Annotated in this window: 24 protein-coding genes; 11 read left to right on the forward strand and 13 right to left on the reverse strand. The window is 54.7% G+C overall.

All coding sequences use genetic code 11. The features are described 5' to 3' along the window. Window positions 1-8: 8 nt before the first annotated feature. The 3 genes from ACTJI9_RS13915 to ACTJI9_RS13925 form a co-directional block, all read right to left on the reverse strand. Window positions 9-977 (reverse strand): ABC transporter permease, encoded by a 969-nt coding sequence (locus ACTJI9_RS13915; RefSeq protein ID WP_115053763.1) that lies wholly within the window; start codon window positions 975-977, stop codon window positions 9-11. 53 nt (window positions 978-1,030) lie between these two features. Next, complete coding sequence (locus tag ACTJI9_RS13920; RefSeq protein WP_440808717.1) at window positions 1,031-2,590, reverse strand: ABC transporter substrate-binding protein; 1,560 nt, start codon at window positions 2,588-2,590, stop codon at window positions 1,031-1,033. Between the two features lie 87 nt (window positions 2,591-2,677). After that, window positions 2,678-4,243: an ABC transporter substrate-binding protein gene (locus tag ACTJI9_RS13925; protein WP_370878666.1), complete on the reverse strand. Its 1,566-nt coding sequence runs from the start codon at window positions 4,241-4,243 to the stop codon at window positions 2,678-2,680. 444 nt (window positions 4,244-4,687) lie between these two features. On the opposite strand from ACTJI9_RS13925, the gene ACTJI9_RS13930 reads away from it, so the two are divergent. From ACTJI9_RS13930 to ACTJI9_RS13960, 7 genes are all read left to right on the forward strand, one after another. Further along, window positions 4,688-5,467, forward strand: coding sequence for a FadR/GntR family transcriptional regulator (locus tag ACTJI9_RS13930; RefSeq protein ID WP_115053760.1), 780 nt, complete (start codon window positions 4,688-4,690; stop codon window positions 5,465-5,467). Next, the gene (locus ACTJI9_RS13935) at window positions 5,464-6,966 is read left to right on the forward strand and encodes an ABC transporter substrate-binding protein (protein WP_307275818.1); all 1,503 of its coding nucleotides are present in this window, start codon (window positions 5,464-5,466) and stop codon (window positions 6,964-6,966) included. Before ACTJI9_RS13930 ends, ACTJI9_RS13935 begins: the two co-directional genes overlap by 4 nt. Window positions 6,967-7,039: 73 nt before the next feature. Then, window positions 7,040-7,987 carry an ABC transporter permease gene (locus ACTJI9_RS13940; protein ID WP_307275822.1) on the forward strand — a complete coding sequence of 316 codons (948 nt, stop codon included), beginning with the start codon at window positions 7,040-7,042 and terminating at the stop codon, window positions 7,985-7,987. After that, window positions 7,984-8,844 (forward strand): ABC transporter permease subunit, encoded by an 861-nt coding sequence (locus ACTJI9_RS13945; protein ID WP_115053757.1) that lies wholly within the window; start codon window positions 7,984-7,986, stop codon window positions 8,842-8,844. Before ACTJI9_RS13940 ends, ACTJI9_RS13945 begins: the two co-directional genes overlap by 4 nt. Window positions 8,845-8,870: 26 nt before the next feature. Next, window positions 8,871-10,667, forward strand: a complete 1,797-nt coding sequence (locus ACTJI9_RS13950) for a gamma-glutamyltransferase family protein (protein ID WP_440808720.1) — start codon at window positions 8,871-8,873, stop codon at window positions 10,665-10,667. A 52-nt stretch (window positions 10,668-10,719) separates the two neighbouring features. Continuing rightward, window positions 10,720-11,571 (forward strand): sulfite exporter TauE/SafE family protein, encoded by an 852-nt coding sequence (locus ACTJI9_RS13955; RefSeq protein WP_115053755.1) that lies wholly within the window; start codon window positions 10,720-10,722, stop codon window positions 11,569-11,571. A 21-nt stretch (window positions 11,572-11,592) separates the two neighbouring features. Continuing rightward, window positions 11,593-13,413, forward strand: coding sequence for an ABC transporter ATP-binding protein (locus ACTJI9_RS13960; protein ID WP_440808724.1), 1,821 nt, complete (start codon window positions 11,593-11,595; stop codon window positions 13,411-13,413). A gap of 17 nt (window positions 13,414-13,430) precedes the next feature. On the opposite strand, the gene ACTJI9_RS13965 is transcribed toward ACTJI9_RS13960, so the two are convergent. Together ACTJI9_RS13965 and ACTJI9_RS13970 are read right to left on the reverse strand one after the other, a co-directional pair. Beyond that, window positions 13,431-14,441, reverse strand: a complete 1,011-nt coding sequence (locus tag ACTJI9_RS13965; protein ID WP_307275835.1) for a PAS domain S-box protein — start codon at window positions 14,439-14,441, stop codon at window positions 13,431-13,433. 139 nt (window positions 14,442-14,580) lie between these two features. Continuing rightward, window positions 14,581-15,195 carry a flavodoxin family protein gene (locus ACTJI9_RS13970; RefSeq protein WP_307275838.1) on the reverse strand — a complete coding sequence of 205 codons (615 nt, stop codon included), beginning with the start codon at window positions 15,193-15,195 and terminating at the stop codon, window positions 14,581-14,583. Between the two features lie 155 nt (window positions 15,196-15,350). Here ACTJI9_RS13970 and ACTJI9_RS13975 point away from each other — a divergent pair, with 155 nt between their 5' ends. Both ACTJI9_RS13975 and ACTJI9_RS13980 read left to right on the forward strand, forming a co-directional pair. Continuing rightward, window positions 15,351-16,472 carry an LCP family protein gene (locus ACTJI9_RS13975; protein WP_336441983.1) on the forward strand — a complete coding sequence of 374 codons (1,122 nt, stop codon included), beginning with the start codon at window positions 15,351-15,353 and terminating at the stop codon, window positions 16,470-16,472. A gap of 78 nt (window positions 16,473-16,550) precedes the next feature. Continuing rightward, a complete protein-coding gene (locus ACTJI9_RS13980; protein WP_307275842.1) occupies window positions 16,551-17,192 on the forward strand; it encodes a LysE family translocator in 642 nt (213 codons plus the stop codon). A gap of 65 nt (window positions 17,193-17,257) precedes the next feature. On the opposite strand, the gene ACTJI9_RS13985 is transcribed toward ACTJI9_RS13980, so the two are convergent. The 4 genes from ACTJI9_RS13985 to exbB form a co-directional block, all read right to left on the reverse strand. Beyond that, entirely contained in the window at window positions 17,258-18,058 is an 801-nt protein-coding gene (locus tag ACTJI9_RS13985) for an ATP-binding cassette domain-containing protein (protein ID WP_435530203.1), read from the reverse strand. Window positions 18,059-18,156: 98 nt separating this feature from the next. Beyond that, window positions 18,157-19,005 (reverse strand): energy transducer TonB family protein, encoded by an 849-nt coding sequence (locus tag ACTJI9_RS13990; protein ID WP_440808729.1) that lies wholly within the window; start codon window positions 19,003-19,005, stop codon window positions 18,157-18,159. Continuing rightward, entirely contained in the window at window positions 19,005-19,457 is a 453-nt protein-coding gene (gene exbD / locus ACTJI9_RS13995) for a TonB system transport protein ExbD (protein ID WP_336441981.1), read from the reverse strand. Before exbD ends, ACTJI9_RS13990 begins: the two co-directional genes overlap by 1 nt. Before the next feature lie 10 nt (window positions 19,458-19,467). Beyond that, window positions 19,468-20,472 (reverse strand): tonB-system energizer ExbB, encoded by a 1,005-nt coding sequence (gene exbB / locus ACTJI9_RS14000; protein ID WP_440808732.1) that lies wholly within the window; start codon window positions 20,470-20,472, stop codon window positions 19,468-19,470. A gap of 66 nt (window positions 20,473-20,538) precedes the next feature. On the opposite strand from exbB, the gene ACTJI9_RS14005 reads away from it, so the two are divergent. Further along, window positions 20,539-20,742 (forward strand): hypothetical protein, encoded by a 204-nt coding sequence (locus ACTJI9_RS14005; RefSeq protein WP_115053746.1) that lies wholly within the window; start codon window positions 20,539-20,541, stop codon window positions 20,740-20,742. 16 nt (window positions 20,743-20,758) lie between these two features. Here the strand turns inward: ACTJI9_RS14005 and ACTJI9_RS14010 are convergent, their stop codons facing one another. After that, a complete protein-coding gene (locus ACTJI9_RS14010; protein ID WP_337354830.1) occupies window positions 20,759-21,955 on the reverse strand; it encodes an RHE_PE00001 family protein in 1,197 nt (398 codons plus the stop codon). 77 nt (window positions 21,956-22,032) lie between these two features. Continuing rightward, window positions 22,033-22,689 carry a L,D-transpeptidase gene (locus ACTJI9_RS14015; RefSeq protein ID WP_440808736.1) on the reverse strand — a complete coding sequence of 219 codons (657 nt, stop codon included), beginning with the start codon at window positions 22,687-22,689 and terminating at the stop codon, window positions 22,033-22,035. A gap of 451 nt (window positions 22,690-23,140) precedes the next feature. On the opposite strand from ACTJI9_RS14015, the gene ACTJI9_RS14020 reads away from it, so the two are divergent. Next, entirely contained in the window at window positions 23,141-23,464 is a 324-nt protein-coding gene (locus tag ACTJI9_RS14020) for a helix-turn-helix domain-containing protein (RefSeq protein WP_440808739.1), read from the forward strand. On the opposite strand, the gene ACTJI9_RS14025 is transcribed toward ACTJI9_RS14020, so the two are convergent. Together ACTJI9_RS14025 and ACTJI9_RS14030 are read right to left on the reverse strand one after the other, a co-directional pair. After that, a complete protein-coding gene (locus tag ACTJI9_RS14025; RefSeq protein WP_440808742.1) occupies window positions 23,458-24,231 on the reverse strand; it encodes a phosphodiesterase in 774 nt (257 codons plus the stop codon). The two genes, ACTJI9_RS14020 and ACTJI9_RS14025, sit on opposite strands and share 7 nt — an antisense overlap. Window positions 24,232-24,251: 20 nt before the next feature. Further along, window positions 24,252-25,295 carry a LacI family DNA-binding transcriptional regulator gene (locus ACTJI9_RS14030; protein ID WP_440808744.1) on the reverse strand — a complete coding sequence of 348 codons (1,044 nt, stop codon included), beginning with the start codon at window positions 25,293-25,295 and terminating at the stop codon, window positions 24,252-24,254.

Consider the following 25,295-nt stretch of genomic DNA (forward strand, 5'->3'; position numbering starts at 1 on the left):
TCTCTGCTCTAGCGTGTGCTGCGCAAGCGGGGATCGATCACTGCATAAGCAATATCCACCAGCATGTTCAGAACAACGAAAATGAAAGAAATGATGCACAGATATGCGGCCATGACCGGAATATCGATGAATGTCACCGCCTGAATAAACAGCATACCCATTCCCGGCCACTGGAACACGGTCTCGGTGATCAGGGCAAAAGCAATCAATGAACCAATATTCATGGCGGTCATGGTGACAACGGGCATCAGGCAGTTTCTCAAGGCGTGCCGGAAATAAATCCGCCAACGGGGGATACCCCTCGCGCGCGCAAACTTTACAAAGTCAGAACGCAGCACTTCCAGCATTTCGGCGCGCACCAGCCGCATGATGAGCGTGATCTGGTAAAGCGACAGCGCGATTGATGGCAGGATAAGCGCCAGACGCCCCGATGGAGTAAGAAGCCCCGTCGACCACCAGCCAAGCTTGACCACGTCGCCGCGCCCGAAAGCGGGCAGCCAGCCCAGACTGACCGAGAAGACCAGAATAAGCAGGATACCGACAACAAAGCTCGGTAACGACACGCCTACAATGGAAATGAACTGCAATCCTTCAGTGTACCACTTGCCGCGCTTGATTGCGGTGAGCACGCCAAGTGGTATTCCAAGAACAAGCGATATCAATGTTGCCACCAGCACAAGCTCAAGCGTTGCTGGAAAACGGTCGGCAATCAACGTCAGAACATCCTGTCCGTTGCGGTAGGAAATTCCGAAATTGCCCTGCGCTGCATTGACGACGAAGCGAACATATTGCGTTGGCAAACCATCATTAAGACCAAGCCGCTCGCGCAGCTCGTTCCTGTCTGCCTGCGTCATCTGTTCGTTCGCCATCAACTCAACCGGATCACCTGCGAGCCGGAAAATCAGGAAGGCGAGCATGGCTACTGCGAGCATAACCAGAATTGCGTTTCCTAAACGCCTCACAATAAAAACCAGCATATAGTGTGCTCCCTATCCGTCCGCCTCGCAACTAACGAAGCCGACCGCCAGACTTATTTGGCAATATGTGTCAGCCAATGGCGAGGTTTATTGTCCGCCAGCTGAACGATGCTATCGACCTTGCCCGTCATTACCCAGGCCATGGGCTGCTGATGGAGAGGAAGCATGATGATCTCATCCTTGACCATTTGCAGGGCCTTGGTCTGAAGTTCCAACCGCTTGGGCCTGTCCATCTCGGTCGACGCCTGAACGATCAGCTTGTCGATTTCAGGATAAGACCATCCACCCCAATTGAAGACTCCGGCATTATCCGTCTTTGTCTGGATCATCTGAAGCAGGATGGAATAGCTGTCGAGCATTGGCTCATTTGCCCAGCCGATCAGGTAAACATCCGCCTTGCCATTTGCGCGTTTTGGCGTTTGTGCGGCGGCTGGCGCAATATCAAGCTGAGGCTTGAAACCACCGCGACTGAGCATATTGATCATGCCCTGGCACAGTTCTTCCTCATTGACATAGGCATCCGTGGTGCAAACGAAGGTAAAGGGTAAATCGGTCGCGCCAGCTTCTGCCAGTAGCTTCTTGGACAGTTCCGGATCAAATGCCACCGGCTTGTCGAGTGCTTCCGTATAGCCTGGAATTTCCGGTGCAATGATTGCTCCGGCAGTTCTGGACTTGCCGCGCATGATACGCTTCTGGATCAGTTGCGGATCAAGCGCATGGGCAAATGCCTGACGCACGCGCAGATCGTTGAACTTGTTCTCCGTGCCATTGTCGAGCTTGGCCTTGCGGTTGAATCCGATCATCACGGTCCGAAGATCGGTGCGCTCCATGACTTTAAGGTTTGGCTGAGCAGCAAGGCGTGGAATATCCTGCGATGGAGCATTGTCCGTGAAATTGATCTCTTCTGAAAGCAGCGCCGCAACGCGGGTTGCTGCCGAAACGATGGGTGTAAACTCGATGCGGTCGACATTGGCGTCGGACTTGTCCCACCATTGCGTATTCTTCACCAGAATGGTCTTGCTATCGGGCACCCGGCTCTCGACGACGAAGGGTCCGGTTCCGTTCGCATGATAGGTCGCATAGCCTTCCAGCTTTGCACCCACATCGGTTGGCTTCAGCGAATTGTTGTCGGTCAGCCAAGTCTCATCGAAAATGTGAATATTGGTAAGATCGTTAAGGAGCAGCGGGTAAGGCCCCGTCAATTCAATATCGATCGTATAGTCATCAACCACCTTGGCTGATTTATAGGCCGGCAGATTACCGCGAAGCGGCGATGTCTTGTCACTCACGCGTGTCAGCGAGGCCAGCACATCCGCAGATGTAAACGTTGCACCATTGTGGAATTTGACACCCTGACGCAGGTGAAAGCGCCAGACATTATCCGAGACAACTTCCCATGAGGTTGCAAGGGCAGGCTCAATCTGCAATTTCGCGTCATATCTGACGAGGCCTTCATAAACATGGTTCAGGAAGGCAATCGTATAACTATCCCCGTAGGAATAGGGATCGAGCGAGTAGATATCACGGGGCGCGCCCCATTTGAGAGTTTCGGCATGACTGGGTAAAATGAGGGTCAATGCCACCGTGGCCGCTAGGCCTAGTTGCTTAAACATTCTGGTTGTGCTCCGCTTCTGGATGTTGGTCGCCCCCTTGAACGGAGGTCTTCCCTTGCTTATCGGATAGCGCCGAAGCGCTACCAATCACTCGCTCATGCGCGTCAGCCAGTGCCGTGGCTTGTTATCAGCCCGGATTACGACACTCTCAATCTTGCTGCTTGTGGCCCAGGCCATTGGCTGCTGATGCAAAGGGATCATGATTGCCTGATCCTTGGCGAATTTCAGTGCCGCAGTTTCAATTGCCAGCCGCTTTTCCCGGTCCTGCTCCAAGGCGGCGTCTTTCACCATTTTGTCGAGTTCGGGATAGGACCAGCCACCGTAATTCGCCACGCCATCGGCGCCGTTGCGGGTGGAAAGCACCTGAACCAATATTGAATAGGCATCAAGCGTAGGCTCATTTGCCCAGCCGACCATATAAACATCGGACTTGCCGCTCGAACGCTTGGGCGTCTGCACAGCACGCGGTCCTATATCGAGCGTTGGCTTGAATCCCGCCCGGCTCAACATGTTGACGACACCTGAGCAAACGTCCTCCTCGTTCACGCTTTCGTCGTTCATGCAAAGATAGGTAAAGGCCAGATCAGTCTGCCCGGCTTCGGCAAGCAACTTGCGGGACAATTCCGGATCATAGGTTGCAGGCACGTCAAGCGTGGCATCATAACCGGGGATCTCGGGTGCAACCAAAACGCCTGCCGGATGCGCCAGTCCGCGCATGACCTTCTTGTTGATCAGGTTCCGGTCAATGGCGTGATCAAATGCCTGCCGGACCCGCAAATCATTGAATGGATTGTCGCGGCCATCGGTCAATTTTTCGCGGCGGTTAAAGGCAATCGAAATCGTGCGCAAATCGGAGCGCTTGTCGACCTTTATGCCCTGCGTTGCTTCAAGGCGGCTGATATCCTGAATGGGGGCCGCATCCACCAGATCGACCTCGCCGGATAATAGCGCTGCAACACGCGTTGCCGCTGAAGTGATCGGGGTGAATTCAATGCGATCGAGATTGTGCTTCTTCTCGTCCCACCAGCCTTCATTCACGACGAGCGTCGTCTTGCTGTCGGGCACGCGGCTTTCCAGCTTGAAAGGCCCGGTGCCATTGGCGTGGTAGGTTGTATAACCTTCAACCTTAGCGCCGACATCGGTGGGCTGCTCGCTCTTATTATCCGCAAGCCATTTCGCGTCGAACATGAAGATGTTTGTCATATCATTGAGAAACAACTGCGATGGCGCTGAAACCTCGATATCGACCGTGTACTGGTCAACCTTCTTCGAGCCGGCATAGAGCGGAATATTTCCTCTCAAAGGCGATGATGGCGCGCTGACCCGCTTGAGCGAGGCAATGACGTCATCGGCGTCAAAATCCGAACCATCATGAAACTTTACGCCTTGGCGCAGCTTGAAGCGCCAATATTTATTGTCGATCAGCTGCCACTCCGTGGCCAATGCCGGAACGACTTCAAATTCCGGCGTGTAACGCACCAGACCTTCGTAAATATGGTTCAGAAAGGCGAGATTTGAGGTCGAGCCATAGGAATAGGGATCCAGGGAGAATATGTCCCGCTGCCCTGCCCATTTAAGCGTCGCCGCCTCTGCGGCTGTTCCCAATAACAGGATTGATGTCACCGCCATCAGAATGGATTTTCGCATTCGCATCATCAATGTTTCCCTCTTCCGCGAGTGCCTTTTGCAAGCTTGACCGCGATTTATTGAAAGCATAGGGCCATAAGGATTTCTCTTTGTCAACGATATTGTCGACAATTTTAAGAGGGATTGGCACCAATATGATTGACAAGCAAGAGCATCGCTTTGAGCGGCGCGTCTTGGTTGGGAGTAAAGCCGCTGCTCGAATCTATACCATTCCGGCAGTTCTTTCGCGGCGAACAAATCTTGGTTTGACCTACCTTAACCCTATTGCCGTAAATAAAGTGAACCATAAAAGAAATTGGTTGCGTCGTTGTTTATTGTTAAATAGGCTAAATTTTAGGGGAAAGTGCGACAAGCCTTGGAGACGCGCTTTATATTCTCATTTATACACCAAGGCATGCGTCTCACATTTGTGAACCATTCTTCATATTGATCCGCTTTTGAAGGTTTCCCATGCCCGTTCGTGCCAAACCTGCTGCAAATTCCGGGCACGCCCTTGAGCGTCTGCGCATATTGCTGAGTTCTGTTCCGTTGGGCGGCGAATTGCGCCTTCCACCGGAGCGTGAATTGGCCGAGGAAATCGGTGTGGGACGGCGCGCTCTTCGCCGAGCGCTTGAGGTTCTGGAAGATGAAGGCCTTATCTGGCGTCAGCAGGGCAAAGGAACTTTTGCCGGTTCCCAACAGGTCTCAAGCACGCTGCGGGTCAGCAATCTGGCAGAATTTACCAATCCGCTTGAGGTGATGGAGGTGCGCATTGAAATCGAGCCGGTTCTCGCACGCATCGCTGCCACGAAAGCCACACCCGTTCTTATACAGCAGCTGGAAAGGCTGGCATCCAAGGCAAAAGACGCCACCGACATTGATTCCTGGGAGCTTTGGGACGGCGCGTTCCATCGCAAGATCGCGGAATCTGCGGGCAATCAACTTTTCATTCTCTTCATGGGAATGATCGACCAGATTCGCCAGAACGATGCCTGGCGTCACTTTCGTGAACGGACCCGGTCCTCGGGTCGCACAACCCTTTCAGTAGAGCAGCACGACGCGGTGATCGAGGCTATCCGCCGGTTCGATCCTGCCGAGGCAGAGGCTGCCATGCGCAAGCATCTGCTCTCCATTCGCAGCGCAGTCATTGAAGCCATGCAGCTTACAGACAGCGTGGCGCCAGTTTGGGACGTAGCGCCCAATGATAAAATCAGCAGTAAAAAAAGTTCAACTACAGAGGGAATCCAATGAACTGCATCAAGAAACTCCTTTTAACCGCCGCCATTGTTGGTTCGGCCTCCGCAGCCTTTGCTGCCGACCTGCGCATAGGTCTGCAGGATGATGCGGATATTCTGGATCCGCACCGCGCCCGCACTTTCGTCGGGCGCATCGTCTTCACCTCGATGTGCGACAAGCTTTTCGACATTAACGAGAAGCTGGAGATTCAGCCTCAACTCGCCAAGGAATGGTCCTGGTCGGAAGACGGCAAGGCGCTTACCGTCAAGCTGCGCGACAATGGCAAATTTCATGATGGCACGACAATTGACGCCGCCGCTGTAAAAGCCAATCTCGAACGGGCGAAGACGCTGCCGGAATCACTGCGCAAGAGTGAAGTCGCCTCCATCGCTTCGGTTGATGCAGTCGATGCGACAACGCTCGTGATCCACCTGGTCAAGCCGGACGCATCGCTGCTATCGCAGCTCTCGGATCGTGCGGGCATGATCCTGTCACCCAAAGCTTTCGAGGGTGGTGATTTTGGCGAAAACCCTGTTTGCTCGGGTCCTTACAAGTTCGTCGAGCGCATTCAGAATGACCGCATCGTTCTTCAGAAATTCCCGGATTATTGGGACGCGGCAAATTACAAATATGACAAGCTGACCTTCATTCCGATCTCGGACTCGACAGTGCGCCTGGCAAATCTGCGCTCGGGCGATCTTGATCTTATCGAGCGTATTGCCCCTTCTGATATCGAAGCCGTAAAGGGCGATTCCAATCTAGCATTTTATCCAGTCACCGGAACCGGCTATCAGGCTTTGACCTTCAACATGAAGAAGGGTGACAAGGATACGTTTCCGATCGGTCATGACAAACGCATTCGTCAGGCTTTTGAACTGTCTATCGATCGCAACGTCATCAACGAGGTCGTCGGCCAGGGCATCTTCCAGCCTGCCTATCAGCCATTTCCACCAACCAGCTTTGCCTATGACAAGAAGTTCGAAAGCCGCCAGCGCGATGTGGCCAAGGCCAAGGCTTTGCTCGCCGAAGCTGGTCATGAGCGCGTCAAGCTGGAGATCGCTTTCGGCAATAACACCGCCTCGCAGCAAATCTATGAGCTGATTCAGGCGATGTCGGCCGAGGTCGGTTTTGATATCTCGCTGCGTCCCACAGAATTTGCCGCGCTGCAATCGGCGCTGAAGGACGGCTCCTTTGAAGCCGGTCAGAGCGGCTGGTCAGGTCGCGCCGATCCGGATGGTAATATCCACGCATTTGTAAGCTGCAAGGGCAATCTCAATGACGCTCATTTTTGCAGTGAGAAAGTGGATGCGCTGCTTGAAGAAGCCCGCAGCCTGACCGACCCGGTCAAGCGGAAGGCGCTTTATGATCAGGTCCAGGAGATTACCCAGGACGAACTGCCCATCGTCTACCTTTATTACCAGCCATGGCCATTTGCGGCACGTGCCAATGTAAAGGGTTTCACGGCCTATCCTGATGGCATGATCCGCCTGAAGGGCGTTTCAACCGAAGGTTGATCTTCATGGCCTGGGGCGGCCCATCCGCGGCCGCTCCCTTGCCTTCCCGTTTCCAGTTTTAAAGTGTTGCCCCATGATCGAGATTGTTTTCAGACGATGCATCGTCGTCCTGCCCACGCTGCTTCTCGTGTCCATTATAGTATTCGGTATGCAGAAGCTTCTTCCCGGCGATCCAATCCTCACCATGGCAGGCGAGGACCGGGATCCGCAAACCATAGCCTATCTGCAGGAGAAATATCGTCTCAATGATCCGATCCCCGTCCAATATGTCGCCTGGCTTGGACAAATCCTGCGGGGCGATCTTGGAATTTCTTTGCGCACCGAGCAGCCCGTCCTTAGTCTGATTGCGCAGAAACTTCCTGTCACTATCCAGCTGGCCGCATTTGCCATGGTCATAGCCTTCATAATCGGCGTGCCCGCAGGCATTATTTCTGCCATACGCAAGGGCACGGCCACGGACTATGCAATCAATGTCGTGGCGTTGTCCGGCCTTTCAATTCCCAATTTCTGGCTTGGCCTCATGCTCATTTTGCTGGTATCGGTGCAATGGCAATTGCTTCCGGCTTCCGGGTACACCTCGCCGCTGGAAGATCTCGGCCAGAACCTGCGCACGATGATAATGCCGGCCTTTGTTCTGGGAACCGGACTTGCCGGTGTTCTCATGCGCCACACCAGATCCGCCATGCTCGGCGTACTGCGCTCCGACTATGTGCGGACGGCGCGAGCCAAGGGGCTCAATGAAAAGACAGTGATCCTGCGCCATGCGCTGAAAAACGCGCTGGTTCCGATCATCACCCTATCGACGCTGCTGTTTGGTGAATTGCTCGCGGGCGCTGTTTTGACCGAACAGATATTCACCATTCCCGGCTTTGGAAAATTGATCGTCGATGCCGTTTTCACCCGTGATTATGCCGTGGTGCAAGGCGTGGTGCTTTGCACGGCCGTCGGCTTCATCCTGATGAACCTTCTCGCGGATATTCTCTATATCGTTGTCAATCCACGCCTGAGAGATGCATCATGAGTGCCATCACTTCCCATCGCAGCAGCTCTTTCAGCCGCCAATTGTCCAAATTCACGCGCAACAAGGCAGCCGTTGCCGGGGCCATTATTGTCGGCATCTTCGTGGTGCTCGCGATCTTTGCGCCCCTGATTGCTCCCTATGATCCTTTTCAGACGAGCTTCACAACGATACGCAAGCCGCCTTCCGCGCAATTCTGGCTTGGGACGGATGAGCTTGGACGCGATATTTTCTCGCGCATGATCTATGGCGCACGCGCATCCTTGATGGCGGGCGGCGTATCGGTCGTGATTGCGGTCATTGTCGGCGTGCCCTTTGGCCTGCTTGCCGGATATTTCGGCGGCTGGATCGATGGCGTTATTTCGCGTCTGGTCGATGCAATGCTGGCCATCCCCTTCCTCATTTTTGCGATTTCACTGGCCGCATTTCTGGGTGCCAGCCTGACCAACGCCATGATCGCCATTGGCCTGTCAGCCGCGCCGATCTTTGCCCGCCTCACTAGAGGACAGGTTCTATCGGTCAAGGCGGAGGAATATGTGGAGGCAGCACAGGTTATCGGCCTGCGGCACCCACGCATCATCCTGCGCTATATCCTGCCGAACTCAATTCCTCCCGTCATTGTACAGGCGACGCTGACGATCGCGGCGGCTATTATCGCAGAAGCCAGCCTGTCTTTTCTCGGCCTTGGCCAGCAGCCACCCAATCCTTCCTGGGGTTCAATGCTGAATACCGCCAAGAACTTCATCTCGCAGGCACCTTGGATGTCGCTATGGCCGGGGGCTGCAATCTTCCTCGCCGTTTTGGGCTTCAACCTTCTTGGTGATGGCCTGCGCGACGCAATCGACCCGCGTGAATACTAAGAATTCATACAAAGCAGGAACAATAAATGTTTACGACGAGACCGGAAATTTTGGGCACCTTTGGTGTTGTGACCTCGACGCATTGGCTCGCCTCGGCAGCTGGCATGGCAATGCTGGAACGTGGCGGCAATGCCTTCGATGCTGCGGTAGCCGCTGGCTTTGTGTTGCAGATTGTGGAGCCCCATCTTGTCGGGCCTTCCGGTGAAGTGCCTATCATTCTTTACTCTGCGCAGACACAAAAGACGGAAGTCCTTTGCGGACAAGGCGTGACGCCGCAAGCGGCAACCATCGAAGCTTACAAGGCGCTGGATCTTGATCTCGTCCCTGGTTCCGGACTTCTGGCCGCCGTTGTGCCCGGCGCGTTTGACGCATGGATGGTTCTTCTGCGTGATCACGGCTCCATGAAGCTGCGGGATGTGATGGAACCTGCGATCCATTATGCCCGGCACGGGCATCCGCTGCTTCCGCGCGTTGCCAACACCATCAAGGACAATGCCGATTTCTTCGCCAAGGAATGGCCGACTTCAGCGGCAACCTGGCTGCCCGGCGGCATAGCTCCTGAAGCCAAGAAACTGTTTTGCAATCCTGTCCTTGCCGATAGCTATCAGCGCATTGTCGACGAGGCTGAAGCAGCAGGCGGAAATCGTGAAGCCACGATAGAGAAAGCGCGCGATGCATTTTATCGTGGTTTTGTCGCTGAGGCGATCGATCGCTTCTGCCGCCAGACCGAAGCCATGGATACCAGCGGTCGTCGCCATAAGGGTCTTTTGACCGGCGAGGACATGGCAGGCTGGAGCGCTACCTATGAAACTCCGCTGACCTATGATTACCACGGCTGGACTGTTGCCAAGACAGGCCCTTGGGGACAAGGCCCGGTATTCCTCCAAACATTGGCGCTGCTCAAAAAGCTTGATATTGCCGCCATGAAGCCGGACAGCCCCGAATTCATACATACCGTAACCGAGGCCATGAAACTCGCCTTCGCTGACCGGGAGGTTTATTACGGCGATCCGGATTTCGTGGATGTTCCAATGGAAGCGCTTCTGTCTGATGCATATAGCGATCAGCGGCGTGCGCTCATCACCAGTGATGCATCGATGGAGCTGCGCCCCGGCACTGTTACGGGCTATGAAGCACAGCTCAAGACCGCCATGTCACAGGTGCGCTATGCTGGCGCGAGCGGCGATATTGCACCGGGCGCCGGTGAGCCGACAATGGCGCATTTGCGCACTGAAAAGCGCGGCGACACTGTTCATATCGATGTCATCGACAAATGGGGCAATATGGTTTCCGCCACGCCATCGGGTGGGTGGCTGCAATCATCACCAGTTATTCCCGAGCTTGGCTTTGCGCTCAACACGCGGGCGCAAATGTTTTGGCTGGAACCCGGTTTGCCAGCCAGCATGGCCCCGCTTAAACGTCCCCGCACCACATTGACGCCATCGCTGGCGCTGTATGAAGGAAAGCCGCGTCTGGTTTTCGGAACGCCGGGCGGCGATCAGCAGGACCAGTGGCAATTGGCAATGTTCCTGCGCCGGGTCCATCACGGCCTCAATTTGCAGGAAAGTATTGACCTGCCCTTGTTCCATACCATGCATTTCCCCTCCTCCTTCTATCCGCGCGAGGCAATCCCGGGCCGCCTTGTCGTTGAGGAGAGCTTTGGCCGGGAAACAATCGATGCGCTCAAAGCACGTGGCCACGATGTCGAGATTGTTCCCCAATGGTCGGTCGGGCGGTTGACCGCCGCCGAGCGGGACCCGGATGGCATTTTGCGGGCAGCCGCAACGCCGCGCCTCATGCAGGCTTATGCAATCGGGCGCTGAACTATCGGCGTTCCGGCGTCGAAACTTGGCGGTCTCCAGTTAAGGAAACAATATGTTCGGTATTCCTGTTTTTGAGTTGTCTTTGCTGGTGGTCGGACTGCTGGTTGCCGGCGCAGTGACCGGCCTGCTTGCCGGTCTGTTCGGTGTCGGTGGCGGGGCGGTTGCCGTTCCAGTTCTCTATGAATTGTTCCGTTTCATGGAAGTACCGGAAGAAGTCCGCATGCCGCTATGCATCGGCACGTCTCTGGCCATCATCATCCCGACCTCGCTGCGCTCCTTTTATGCCCATAAGGCCAAGGGCGCCGTGGATATGACAATCCTTGGTAAATGGGCTGTTCCGGTCGTGCTCGGCGTGGTTCTTGGCAGTTTTATCGCGCGCTATGCTCCCGCCGATCTTTTCAAGATCGTCTTTGTGGTGGTTGCAGGCGCTTCGGCGATCCGCCTGCTGTTCGGCAATGATAAATGGCGTCTTGCCGATGACCTTCCGGCTGGCTGGCTCATGCGCTTTTACGGGCTTTTGATTGGCGTTCTCTCATCACTCATGGGTATTGGCGGCGGACAATTGTCAAATTTGTTCATGACGTTCTATGGCCGCCCTATCCATCAGGCGGTGGCGACATCATCAGGCCTTGGCATATTGATCTCAATTCCCGGAACGCTTGGCTATATGTATGCAGGCTGGCCGCGTGCGTCGGAGTTTCCAGATGTCGTCGCCCTGCAATTCCCCATTGCCATCGGCTATGTTTCGCTGCTGGGGCTTGCCCTTTTCATCCCGACCACGGTTCTGACTGCCCCGATCGGAGTGAGGCTTGCGCATTCCTGGTCCAAGTCAAAGCTGGAAATGGCCTTTGGCATTTTCCTTCTGCTGATCTGCCTTCGCTTCCTTGCCAGTGTTCTTTTCTAAGCTTCAGACGAGAGATACAAAATGACCCCTCCCATTCTTTCCGTCACCAAGCTGCGTACCTCCTTTTACAATGATGGGGCGTGGACGCCGGTCATTCGCGACATCTCATTTGACATCGCGCCGAGGACGACGGTGGCTATCGTCGGCGAATCCGGTTCGGGCAAAAGCATGACCGCACTGTCGATCATGCGGCTGCTGCCGGGTGGCAACAGCAAGGTCGAGGGCAATATTACACTGGCAGGGCGATCGCTTCTGGACCTGCCGGAGCGGGAGATGCGCAATGTGCGCGGCAACGAAATTGCCATGATCTTTCAGGAGCCGATGACCAGTCTCAATCCAAGCCTGACCATTGGATTTCAGATCGCCGAAGCGTTGATGCGCCACCGCAATATGAGCCTGACCCAAGCCGAGGCTGAAGTCATCCGGCTTTTGGATCGTGTGCGCATCCCTTCTGCAAAATCGCGCGCCAACGACTATCCGCACCGGCTGTCCGGCGGCATGCGCCAGCGGGTCATGATTGCCATGGCGCTCGCCTGCAAACCGAAACTGCTGATTGCGGATGAGCCTACCACCGCGCTCGATGTTACCATTCAGGCTCAAATTCTCGAACTCATCCGGGATTTGCAGGATGAGGATGGAATGGCCGTCCTCTTCATCACGCATGATATGGGCGTCGTTGCCGAAATTGCCGACCGCACTATCGTGATGTTACGCGGCGATGTTGTCGAAAGCGGCGATACCGCCGATATTTTCGCCAATCCCCAGCATGCCTATACGCGCTCGCTTTTGTCTGCCGTACCAAAGCTCGGCTCCATGACAGGCAAGACACGGCCTCTCCGCTTTCCTCTGGTCGATCAGCAAACCGGAATAGCCGTTGAACCCCCCGAGGGCATTGATACGGTTGAGGCGACAAAGCCAATCCTTGAAGTAAAAAATCTGACCAAATATTTTGACATCCGCAAAGGCGTGTTGCGTGGGCTGGCTGGCCGCGTGCATGCGGTCGAGAATGTCTCGTTCAATATATATCCCGGCGAAACCCTTGCTCTGGTTGGCGAGTCCGGCTGCGGCAAGTCAACAACGGGCCGCTCGATTGTACGGCTGACCGCGCCGACAAGCGGCTCGATCCGGCTTGCCGGGGATGACATTCTGAATATCGAAAAATCCTCGTTCCGCGACATGCGCAAGCGCATGCAGATGATCTTTCAGGACCCCTATGCCAGCCTTAATCCGCGTATGCGCATCGGCGAGAGTATAGCCGAACCAATGATTGCCCATGGCACCGAAACACCGAAACGTGCGCGCGAACGCGTGAGCGAGCTTTTGAAGAGCGTCGGCATGAGCGGCGATGTCTATGACCGCTACCCGCATGAATTCTCCGGCGGCCAGCGCCAGCGCATATGCATCGCCCGCGCCCTGTCTTTGGGACCGCAGCTCATCATTGCCGATGAGGCGGTTTCCGCGCTCGATGTTTCCATCAAGGCACAGGTGATCAATCTGATGCTGGACCTGCAGGAAAGGTTGAAACTGGCCTTCCTGTTCATTTCACATGATATGGCCGTGGTTGAACGCATAAGTCACCGCGTGGCAGTGATGTATCTTGGCGAGATTGTGGAGATCGGAACGCGTGCAAGCGTGTTCGGCAATCCGCAGCATCCCTATACACGCAGGTTGCTCTCTGCGGTGCCCATGGCTGATCCAAGCCGGCGCGCCGGCAAAAAGCGGTTGGTCAATGATGAATTGAAGAGCCCGATCCGCGCTGTCGATTATCAGGTTCCGATCCGCCAATTCAAGCAAGTGGGGCCTGACCATATGGTTCAGGAGTGGGGAGCCGAGTGGAGTTGATCGCCGCCCCGTAGGGTCTAAAGTTCGTTGTCTACCATATCCGAAACGCATTCCTTCAGCGGGGCGACCAGCTCCCACATGCGGCGTTCGTCATTCACCGTAATTTGAGCAGTGCCACGCAGCGCCAGCGGCGTGGCACGCTGCAATACAACATATCCAAAGCCGGATTTCTGTTCGACTTTAACAGTAGGCGCATTGTTGGTTTCGTCCCAACGGAGTTTTAAAAGCTCTTCGTCGACGCTGCCCTCAATCGCCCAGGAAATAGTGATCATGCCCTGCGAGGATGCGAGGACGCCGTATTTTGCTGAGTTCGTCGCCAGCTCGTGCATGGCCATTCCTATATGCAAGACTGCGGGCGCTGCGAGGATCAATTGAGGCCCGTCAACGGTTATGAGCCCATCATGTTTAAACGGTTTCAGCTGATCATTGATCAGCGTTCTCAGATCGCCGCCTTTCCAATCTGTTGAAACCAGAACGTCATGCGAGCTGGCGAGCGATGCTATGCGTTCATTTATCTGACGTTGAAACTCCTCAACGCTCTGCGTTCGCTTTGCGGTTTCACGAATGATGGACATCATGACCGCATACTGGTTCTTCACGCGATGATTGACTTCGCGAAGCAAAAGCCGAATGCGCCGCTCATTGTCACGCGAAACAGTGATGTCACGCGCGATTTTTGAAGCGCCGACAATCCTGCCATTCTCGTCCTTGATGGGTGAAACAGTGAGCGAGACGGGAATGAACGAGCCGTCTTTTCTGACACGAAGAGTTTCGAAGCTTTCAACCACCTCACCAGCCCGGACACGGGAGATTATCTCGTCTTCTTCGCTCTGATGACTCTCGGGGATGAGAATGCGAATGCTCTTGCCGATGACCTCTTCCGCCTTGTAGCCGAAAAAGTGCTCGGCCGCCGGGTTCCAGCTCGTAATGATACTGTTTAGATCCTTGCTGATGATTGCATCAAATGAACTATCAACGATGGCAGCTAATCTGGCGGCTACCAGATGGTGTTCTTCGTCCGCATTCACTTATCCATTCTCCACAAGATCAGCCAGAACATGCAATGGTCAGCTTCGGTACAGTATCAACTGGCTTCGCATTAGCAAGACAAGGTTTCTGGTAAGCCACACGAAACCCCATCTGCCGATGCGAAAAGCAACAAGCCGGTTATGCCTCGGTTTTTTCACCTGGATATGCATTGGTTTTGAGAACTTTGGCAAGATGTGCGGTGTTTCGTGCCAGCATCGCCAATGTATTGGTGACGACATCAGGTACCTTTGTCAAATCCACAAAATTGACGCTGCCCATGGCCTCCCCTACCCAGTAACTCACGGCATTTGGTGCAAGCGAAAAACCCACATCGTTCAAGGCCTGATAAAGTTCGGCAGAGACATGATGCGCCCCGTCTTCATTGCCAACAACAGCCACGGCTGCAACCTTGCCATAGGTGAGCATGCGGCCTTGATCATCCGTTTCTTCCAGAAAGGCATCCATGCGTTCGAGCGCGCGCTTGCAAACACTTGAAGGCTGGCCCATCCAGATCGGCGTGCCAAGAATGAGTATGTCGGATTCAAGCAGTCTCTTTCTTATGGAGGGCCAGTCGTCCCCCTCACCCTCATCGGATTTCACGCCGGGTTTGACGTTGAATTCGGCAAGACGAAGCGATGAGGTTTCAACGTCAAAGGGCTCAAGAGATTCGGCAATCAGATCAATCATTCTTTGTGTTGACGACTGTCCATCGACCTTCAGCGTGCAATTAATGGCAAGTGCTTTAAGCGTCATGATTTCAGAACCTTTTGGTGGTTGTCCGAAAGGAAACCGTCCATACAGTCCAAGGTTCCGAATTAGCTCAATTTATCACGGTCGTGAGGGCCGGATGGGGATTGCAACTGCAACGCCCCGATGTATCTTAACACCATCTAATATGGGCAATAAATTTGACCGATGAATCACTTTCTGAAAAGAATCCGCCCAAGCGGATGCCCCGTTGGATCCTTTGGTCGATCCTGACTGCTGCTGCCTTTATAATATTGTTGGTTCTTGGCATTGGCATCACCTATCTCACGATGATCTCCAATGTCAGGCACATCAAGGTCACGTCCGATGAACTGGGCGAAAACCGTCCTGCCAAAGCGTCGCCATCGGCGATAAATATCCTTCTTGTAGGGTCGGATCGCCGGGAAGGAAATGATGCGGCTCGTTTTGGCGAGCGCACGGATACAATCATGCTGGTGCACCTGCCTGCCGACCGCAGTGAACTGACCATCATCAGCTTTCCGCGGGATTTGCGGGTTCGGCTGCCCGGATGCGTCGCGCGCAATGGCCTGCCGGGACAAAGGGCGCAGCGCGGCATCATCAATTCATCATTCAGTACCGGGGGCATCGGGTGCATCTGGAAGACCATTGAAACGCTCACCGGCATCCATATTGATCATTTCGTCATTGTCGATTTCACGGGGTTCAAAACGCTGGTGGATGCGGCCGGCGGCGTCGAGGTCTGTCTGCCCGAACCGATCCACGATACCTATGTTCCCCTCGACCTGCCATCCGGTTTGCAACTTCTGCGCGGGGAACAGGCTCTCGGCTATGTCCGGGTGCGCCATGGCCTGAGCAATGGAACCGATATTGGGCGCATCCAGCGGCAGCAACGCTTCCTGTCTGCCTTGGGGCAAAAGATCATGGGTGGCGGCATGTTGCTCAATCCTGTCAAGCTGCTCCATTTCGTGGGCGTGGCCAGTGGATCCGTCACGACCGATCCGGAGTTTACGCCCGGCCTGATGATAAAACTTGCCCTCGCCGTGCGCGTGATATCGTCTGATAATATCCGGTTTCTAACGGCACCGTGGCATGATTCCGCCAATTATCCCGGCCGCGTCGAATTGCTGGAAGGTCCGGCAAAGAGGCTGTTCCGCGCAATTGCGCAGGAGGAACCGTTCAACCGGAACGACCTTCGAAAATCCGAACCGGCAATAACACCGCCCGCAGAACAGATGCCGGAACAGAAGAACGCTGCTCCCGCTCCATCTCCAGCCGCCATACCGCCCGAGCCCTGCTCCTAACTTGCTTGCAATTCTGAATTGACAAGCCACCGCTTCACAACGCTATGATGGTTTGCGCCAACAAGCTTGGAGGAAATTATGGACGCACTTGCAATTCTCGTCAGTATCATCGCGGCAATGGCGATCGGTGCCATGAGCCCCGGTCCGAGCTTTGTGCTCGTGTCGCGCATTGCCCTTTCCAGCTCTCGCGCCCATGGTCTGGCTTCGGCGCTGGGCATGGGTGTTGGCGGATTTATTTTCGCTTCCTTGGCCGTATTGGGACTGACAGCGCTGCTGATGCAGTTCGAATGGCTCTACCTTGCCTTCAAGATAATCGGCGGCGGCTATCTGATTTATATGGCCTACCGTATTTGCCGGGGCGCCTCAGCGCCGCTAGACACGGGTAAATCGGTGCGTGGTTCCAAGGAAATGACCGTGTATCGGGCATTTTTCACCGGCTTGATTACCCAGCTCAGCAATCCGAAAACATCGATCTTTTACGCCAGTATCTTTGCTGCCGTACTGCCCGCTGATCCTGCCAAATGGTTGCTTTTTGCAATCCCGGTTTCGTTGTTTCTGGTGGAAGCGGGGTGGTATACAATCGTCGCCCTGGCATTTTCCGGTTTCCGCATGCGCGCCCTCTACAGCCGCCTGAAAAAATGGTTGGATTACTCCGCGGGCACTGTCATGGGCTTCCTGGGCATCAAGCTGATTGTCGAGGCCTTCAATCGCAAGATCTGATTGGCATCGCAATCAGTATCATTGCAATTTCATTTGCAGAACGAAAGGGCCGTCTTGACGGCCCTTTATCTTACAAAGCTGACTGGCAGACCTGACGATGGATGGCGGATGACATCCATCTCAATGCCATAAATTGCACCAAGGCTTTCCGATGTCATGATTTCATCAGGCGTACCGCGAGCGATCAGCTTGCCGGAGTGCAGCGCAATGATTTCATCGCAATAGCGGGCGGCCATGTTCACATCATGCAGGACGACCACGACGCCAAGCCCTTTCTGGCGCGACAGGCGATGCACCAGCGACAGGATTTCAACCTGATGTGCCACGTCCAATGCGGAGATCGGCTCGTCGAGCAGCAGCCATTCTGCATCCTGTGCCACCAGCATAGCCAACCAGACGCGCTGGCGTTCGCCGCCCGAAAGCGTATCGACCAGACGATCAGCAAAGCCGCCAATATCGGTCAGTTCAATCGCTTCTTCGACCTTTTCACGATCCTGCTTGCTAAAGCGGCCAAGTGCGCCATGCCAGGGATATCGACCCAGCGCCACCAGTTCCTTAACCAGCATGCCATCGGCTTGCGGCGTATATTGCGGAAGATAGGCGACCTTGCGGGCAAAGGGACGAGCGCCCCATTCTTCAATAGCCTTGCCTTCAAACAATACGGTGCCCGAACTTGGCGGCTGCTGCCGGGCGAGGATCTTTACCAGTGTGGATTTTCCAGATCCATTATGACCGATAAGACCGGTCACGCGGCGCGACTGCAATTTCAGCGAAAGCGGCTGCAGCAATGTTCGCGATTCGATGGCAAAGCTCACATCGCCAAGTTCCAGCAAAGCCTCATCCACGGCCTGCGAGGCTGAGTGCATCTGGTTCTGTCCGGCGATTTCGGTCATTGACCACTTCCTTGAATATTTCTTGCAATATGAGGTACTGGCGAATGTGCACATCAGCCAGTTGAGAAGCGTCATTCCATTCGAATGGGAACTACCTGCGTAAAGCCACTACCAGTATAGTCATCTGGTGCAGAGGGAACAGGTGATGCACGACGTATCATCTGGAGAGCGTACTGATCAACTTCTGCTGACCCCGAACTTGCAACTATGGTGGACGATGTAATATCGCCACCGACGCTGATGGAAACCCGGATACCCACAACACCTTTTCCTGGACTGCCCCGTCTTGCTCCTCGTGCAAACCTTGCAAGATAGCTGTTAATTCGCTTTCCCCATGTTTGCGCTAAGCGAGCCGACGACGCACTTGACGACGCTACCTGGCGTTTTTCTTCAACCGGCTTATCATTTATCACCTTGGCGGTGACAGGCTTTTCAACCTTGCGGACAATCTTCTTTTCAACAGGCTTTTTTGGCTTTTCCTGCGCGGGACGTACGACCGGCAGCGGCACTTCAACCTCTGGCAGTTCAACCAGTTCTTCGGTCTGCTCTTCGAGTGGCTCGACCTCTTCAGGTACCGGCTCCGCCTCAGCCACTTCTTCGACAGGTTCTACCTGCGGCTCCGGCTCAACTTCCGGCGTTGCCGCTTCCTGTTCGGCGACCTCCGGCTCTACCGGTTCCGGTTCGATTGCGGGCTCTTCCTTTACCGGCTGAGCAACAACCGGTGCCGGCATCGGCTCCATGTCGATCATGATTGGCGCGGCGATATCACCGCCTTCATCTTCCGGCTGATAGGTGTGAATCGCCAAGGCGGCACCAGCATGGACGGCAACCACAACAATACCGGCTATCGTCCAGCGTCCGACTTCAGACCAGTTGGGGTGCAACAATCCGCCCATGAGGGTGCTCGGCCTGTTTGTCATTACTGCGCGTTTCCGCCTGGTGCAGCGAGCGGTGCGCTTTCGAGACCGACCAGCGCGATCTTGAGGTAGCCGTTGGAACGCAGATTGTTCATCAGGTCCATGAGCGAACCATAGTCAACCGACTTGTCTGCTTGCAGAAAAACGCGGGTTTCCTTGTCGCCCTCGGTTTGTTGATCAACGAAGCTGCCAAGCGTGTCAGCTGTCACCGAATTATTGCCGATTGAGATTGTCTTGTCTTCTTTGAGCGTAAGATAAAGCGGCTGATCCGGGCGCGGTACGGGTGTTGCCGTCGAGGCGGGAAGATCGACATTGATATCGACTGTTGCCAGCGGTGCGGCAACCATGAAGATGATGAGCAGGACCAGCATGACATCGATAAAGGGTGTCACGTTGATTTCGTGGTTTTCCTGCAATTCGTCGTCGGAAACATTGTGCCTGATACCGCCAGCCATTTTGGTGCTCCTACTCGGCAGCTGCGTGACGAAGCTGCCTTGCCGCTGTGGCAGCGGAAGGCACGCAGGCATAGTCAACGTCGCGGCTGACCAGACGCTCGACCCCTGCCGAAGCATCCGCAAGGAGCTGGCGGTAGCCGGTGATTGAGCGGGCGAAGACATTATAGATGACAACGGCGGGAATAGCCGCAACCAGCCCAATGGCCGTTGCCAGCAGCGCCTCGGCGATGCCCGGTGCAACAATGGCAAGGTTGGTCGTCTGGGATTGCGAAATACCGATGAAGGAATTCATGATACCCCAGACCGTACCGAACAGGCCGACAAAGGGTGCGGTGGAACCGATGGTCGCGAGCACGCCGGTGCCGCGGCTCATGCGGCGGCCGGCCTGGGCTTCGATGCGCGAAAGACGCGATGCAACGCGTTCCTTCAAACCATCCGCACTTGTGTGCGCCTGCGCTTCTTGAGAAAGACGCACTTCCTCGCGTGCGGCATTGACCAGCAGAGCGCCCGGCCCTCCCCTCCCCTCAAGCGCCCGCTCGGCATCTTGAAGTGTGCGCGCACTGCCAATGGCATTGAGGGCGCGATAGGCACGCATTCTTGCGGCGGCCAGTTCGAGGGTCTTTGCCAGCCACACTGTCCATGTCACCAGCGAGGCGAAAGCCAGACCGATCATGACGCCCTTGACCACCCAGTCAGCAGCCATGAACATGCCCCATGGCGAAAGATTATGCGGCAAAGTTGCCTTGGCATCAGCTGCCGGAGCGGTTGGCTCTACGGCTGGTGCGGCAGTGCTAGCCGGCGGAGTTACCTGCATTGAGGGCGCTGGTTCGGCAGCTGGCGTGGAGGGCTGAGGTGCAGCAGGTTGCACCTGCTGTACAGGCTGCGCTGCCGGTGCCGGATTTTCCTGCGCTGTCGAAATGGACGGAACGAGACCACCAAAGACGATTGCCAGACCAAGAGCACTTGTTCTCAGACCATACAATATTGAACCTGATGATAGAGGCATTGTGGCCATTGCTCGCATCTTCTCGGTATCCTTATTTTGTCCTGCGGCTCGTCCGGATTGCCGGACGTATCTCATGTGCAGAGCGCAGTCGCATGGCGGCTTAATATTTATGACTTTAATAATCAAGTATTATTTGGCGAAAATCAATCCTCTCGACAAAGGATTGCCTTCTCATTTGAAAAAACAGCCAAGCCTGCACAGATGTGGGTAAATTCGGGAGAAATTGCCGAAGAATCATCAAATTTTGCTGAAAATTTGCAAACTCAGCGTGTAATTTAGTTGTGCTGAGTAGTAATCAGATAATACCCCAGGCCCGGTAGCGTCCCCGACCCGTCATTTCCCGCAGGCCGAGTTCCCCGATTAGATTGAGGGCGCCGCGCTGCGAAACCTTCAATTCCTTGGCCACCAGACCTGCGGAAATCATGGGGCGGGATAGCGCAAGATCGATCATTCCGGGCAGGCTGGATGTTGACCGCCGGTCCTTTAGTTTGCGTTCCATCTGTATTCTGGCGAGCCCCAATCGCTCTATTTCCTTGAGGTTTGCGATGCTGGCCGCCTCAACCGCTCCGAGAAATGCTGCGAGGCGGGTTGCCCGGTCTCGTGCCCGGCGGCGGTCCCGCGGCACGTTGCGGAGGCCTGAATTAAACGCGGCCAAATGCGATCGTGTTTTCCCCCGTTCCCGCAACATCGCAGAAACCAGCATAGGCCCAAGCCAGTGCTGATGCTGAAGTGGCTCAATATCTTCCCATGCATCCCATAACAGCGCCGCTGCCAAAAGCGGCGGCAAATCGCGGGTCATGTCGTGCACAACCAACCATCGACCAATACGTTCATCTTCGTCCCAATCCGGATCGTAGACCAAGGGATCACCATCCGAACTTACCTCTGACGAAACAGATTTCCTCTCCAGCCTCCCCTCACCTCTCACAGGCGCGGGGGCATTGGCTGGCGTCAGCAATCTATGGCTCGTCCGGTCCAGCAACGCATCGAAACGTGCAAGTTCGTCCTCAAATGCGCTCTCGGCATCTGTCTTGCTTTCGTTCAGGAATTCCGGATTGCTGCCCGGCTCAGAAATTACCTCCGGCGTTACGGGATCGGTAAACCAACGTCCTCTCAGGCTTGCAAGACCCTTGGCGCTCAAAGCCCATGCCGGTGGGTTTGAAGCAATCTGCCGCCGCACGCGCAAGATATTATGTGCCCGCGTCAGTTCGTGAGTCGGCGCCCGTATATCCATTCGGGCATCATGGAGAACGAGATCCTCCACATGCACAAGTTCACCAGCGAGCCACAATGCATTGCAGGCTTCCATGAAATGCGAGCGCGCGATCCAGCCTTCGTTCTCGCGCGTCAATCCATCTCCGTAACGACGAGAAGACTCATTCAGGTCGCTCTTGCGCGCAATCCGCTCGTCAAGACGCGCCAGAGCATCCTCGGCGGCGACAACCGGGCGAAACAGGTCATTGATGGATAAGTCGGCAGAATCATAAACCATTGTATTTATGGTAAATGATTGGATAAACAGAAGATAGTAGGGTTTTAACTTCTCTTCGATCCGAGCCCATTAATGCTTTAAACGACGACGACGGTCGCCTTGCCAGGTACGCGGCTATACAAATCTATTATATCCTGATTGATAAGGCGGACGCAACCCGACGACATGGATTGCCCAATCGACCACCATTCCGGTGAGCCGTGAATACGGTAGCCAGTATCTACCCCATCTTTGAAAATATATAGGGCGCGTGCTCCCAGGGGATTGTCTGGTCCCGGCTCTTGTCCGTTCTGGTATTTCACCAGCTCCGGCTTGCGCTGGATCATCTCGCGAGGCGGCGTCCAGCGCGGCCATTCTTTCTTATACTGGATATTGGCGCGGCCATTCCAAAGGAAACCGGCCTTGCCAATACCCACGCCATAACGGATTGCGTCACCGCCGGGCTGGACGAGATAGAGAAAACGCTGCTGCAGATGCACGACAATAGTACCCGGTTGCTCGCCGGTTGGGTCGAGAACAACCTGTCTGCGAAATTGCGCCGGCACTTTTTGATAGGGCACGGCAGGAAGGTGATAAGGCCCCTCCTGCACCGCGGCATACATGACATCGGGAACGGTAACCGATTTATCGATGCTGATCTGCGGGCGCACTCCACTGGTGGAGATAGGGTCGACATCCAGCTCCGGCAGACCAAACGATGTTTGTGTGCAACCCGAAGCACTGAGCGCCGCCATTGAACCAACTCCAAGCAGCAGGTGCCGCCGTGAAATGGCTGGAATAGACAAGTGGGAAGAAACTGCCTTGGGACGCTGGGACACTACCGTACTCGCTTACAAAAAGTGCAATTTCTTAAATAGTAAGGAAATGTGGTTTATAAAAAGTGAATGGATGACAGGTGCTATCGGTTGACAGCTGTCAACTCTGTTTGCAGTTTAACCTCGTTGTCAGCTGTCAACACGCGCAAGGTTTCCCTTAGCCAAAGGTTTAATTTCAATCCTACGGCAGTTGCGATAATTACGTAATGCTATTCTCGATTTAAATTTTTTTGCACCACAACCCATAATTGTTTTTATCAGTATTATACGAGTTTCATTCATGGCTTTAAAAGAACCCTCACACGCCGAAAGCTTCGACACTGACCAGCAAGTGGCTCTCGCAGATCCCCTCACCCTCGCTGAATCCTTCATGCAGGCAAATATTTCCAACCCAGTCGCAGCATCAAACATAGCAGAAGCAGCCGGGATTAATGTGCGGGCATTGCAGCGGCTTTTTCGCAAAACCTATGCCGCGACCCCAACGCAGGTCTTATTACAAAAGCGCATCGCCCTCGCCCGCGAAATGATCCTGAATGGTGAAGCTCTGTCCGTTAGACAGGTTGCGGCGCAGCTGCAGTTTTCCAACCCCACGCGCTTTTCGAAATTGTACAGCAGGTTTCATGCTCAAACGCCTTCGCACGAGATACGGCAAGGTAAAGCACAGCCGAACGGCCCTGCGGAAACAAATCAATAATAGGCCGCTGACGTATCGAGAAAATCGTGTGAGTGGACAATAACTGTCTCGCGATCAATAAAGATCACGCCATACACCGGTGGCTCATGCGTCACGGCAAGCTTGTCAGGCGCGAAGCCAAGCGCCGATTGATGGTTGGTGCCACGCAATACACTCACTGGTATGCCGCGCCAACTTCCGGCAACAGGTCGATGCGCGTGTCCGGCGAAAACATGCCGAACATTCCCGTGCTCTTTCAAAAGCTCAAAAAGTTCGCCAGCTTCAATAAGGCCTATCGGGTCCAGATGAGGCATATGAATGGGGAAAGGCGGATGATGGGTGAACACATAGACCGACATGCCCCTCGCATCCTGCAACTGTTGTTTCAACCAAGCAAGGCGTGTGCCATCCAGCCGGCCTTCCACCCTTCCCGTCTCCAGAGTATCAAGCAGAATAAACCGGCCCTCATCAGTATCGACCACCCTATGAACAAAGCCATCTTCCGGAACGATAGACGGGAAAACTCTCAAGAATACGTCGCGATTATCGTGATTACCCAACATCAGGTGATAAGGAGTGACAAGTTTGTTCAGCTCTGTTGCAAGCAGCTGATAGGTTTCTTCATCACCTGTATCGCTTAGGTCTCCGGTGAAAATTACCATATCTGCATCGGCGTGATGTTTGTTGATATTTTCAATACATCTTTGAAGCCGATCAAGCGGGTCCAACCCGCAAAGGAGTTTACCCGGCTGGACGAGGTGCAGGTCGGTCACTTGAATGATCTTCATCGCTGTTGCTGTCCCGGGTTTTACGAGCGGTTGGCGGGCAGGCGCGTGCTGCCCCGCAGGATAAGACTTGTGGCCAGCCGCTCATGCGCAGGCGGGCGAGCAGGGTCTGCTTCACGTTTCTCCAGCAGTGAAACAGCATGCTGCGCCATGATGGCGGCATCCTGCCGGAATGTCGTAAGGTTATATGCATCCCAGGAGGCTTCAGGAATGTCGTCAAAGCCGATAACCGAGACATCTTCCGGAATGGAAAGCGTCGTGTTGTGGCGGATGTAATCAATCAATCCGAATGCCACGAGGTCATTCACGCAGAACACGGCGTCAGGCCGCGTACTTCCACCAAAAAGCTTTCGTGCTGCGGCCTGCCCGCCTTGATAGTCTGAATTGGTGCCTTCTCCGGACAAAACAGTAGCGCCGTTCTTTTCCGCCTCGTCCCGAAACCCAAACTCTCTTTTGATTGTCGTGGGCGTACGCACCACCGTGGCCGCGAAAGCCAAGTTCTTAAGGCCGTTATCCAGAAAGAAACGAGCCGCTGCGCGTCCGGCACCTTCATTATCGATATTAACATCGTCGGCACCCGTTTCCGATCGCCCGAGTACGATAAGCGGCTGGCCATTGCGGCTGGCCAGTTCAACGAAAGAAGAGGGCGGGGATCCTGATAGTATGATGGTCGCCTCGGCGCGATACCCGAACAGGGTCTTTTGCGCCGCCGTCAGTTCTTCCTCCGTGCGGCCGGTATTGATGACGATGGGAACGCTACCGCGATGGATCAAGGCCTTGGTCAGTGCAGCAACGAGATGGGAACGGTAACCCAATTCAGGATTGGTTACGACAAGGCCCACAAGACGGCTTTTACGGGCCAAAAGGCCACGCGCCAAATCATTGACCTGATAGCCAAGAGCCTCCGCAGCTTCCAGAATCTTTTCGCGCTTTTTGGCGGAAACACTGGCTCCCGGTGTGAACGCGCGCGATACGGCAGAACGTGAAACACCAGCACGCTTGGCCACTTGCAAGGCACTTACATATTGGTTGCTTTCCTTGTCGAAGGTTTTCTTCTTGGATGTCAT

The sequence above is a fragment of the Phyllobacterium sp. 22552 genome (assembly GCF_052044585.1).
Taxonomy (GTDB): Bacteria; Pseudomonadota; Alphaproteobacteria; order Rhizobiales; family Rhizobiaceae; genus Phyllobacterium; species Phyllobacterium ifriqiyense.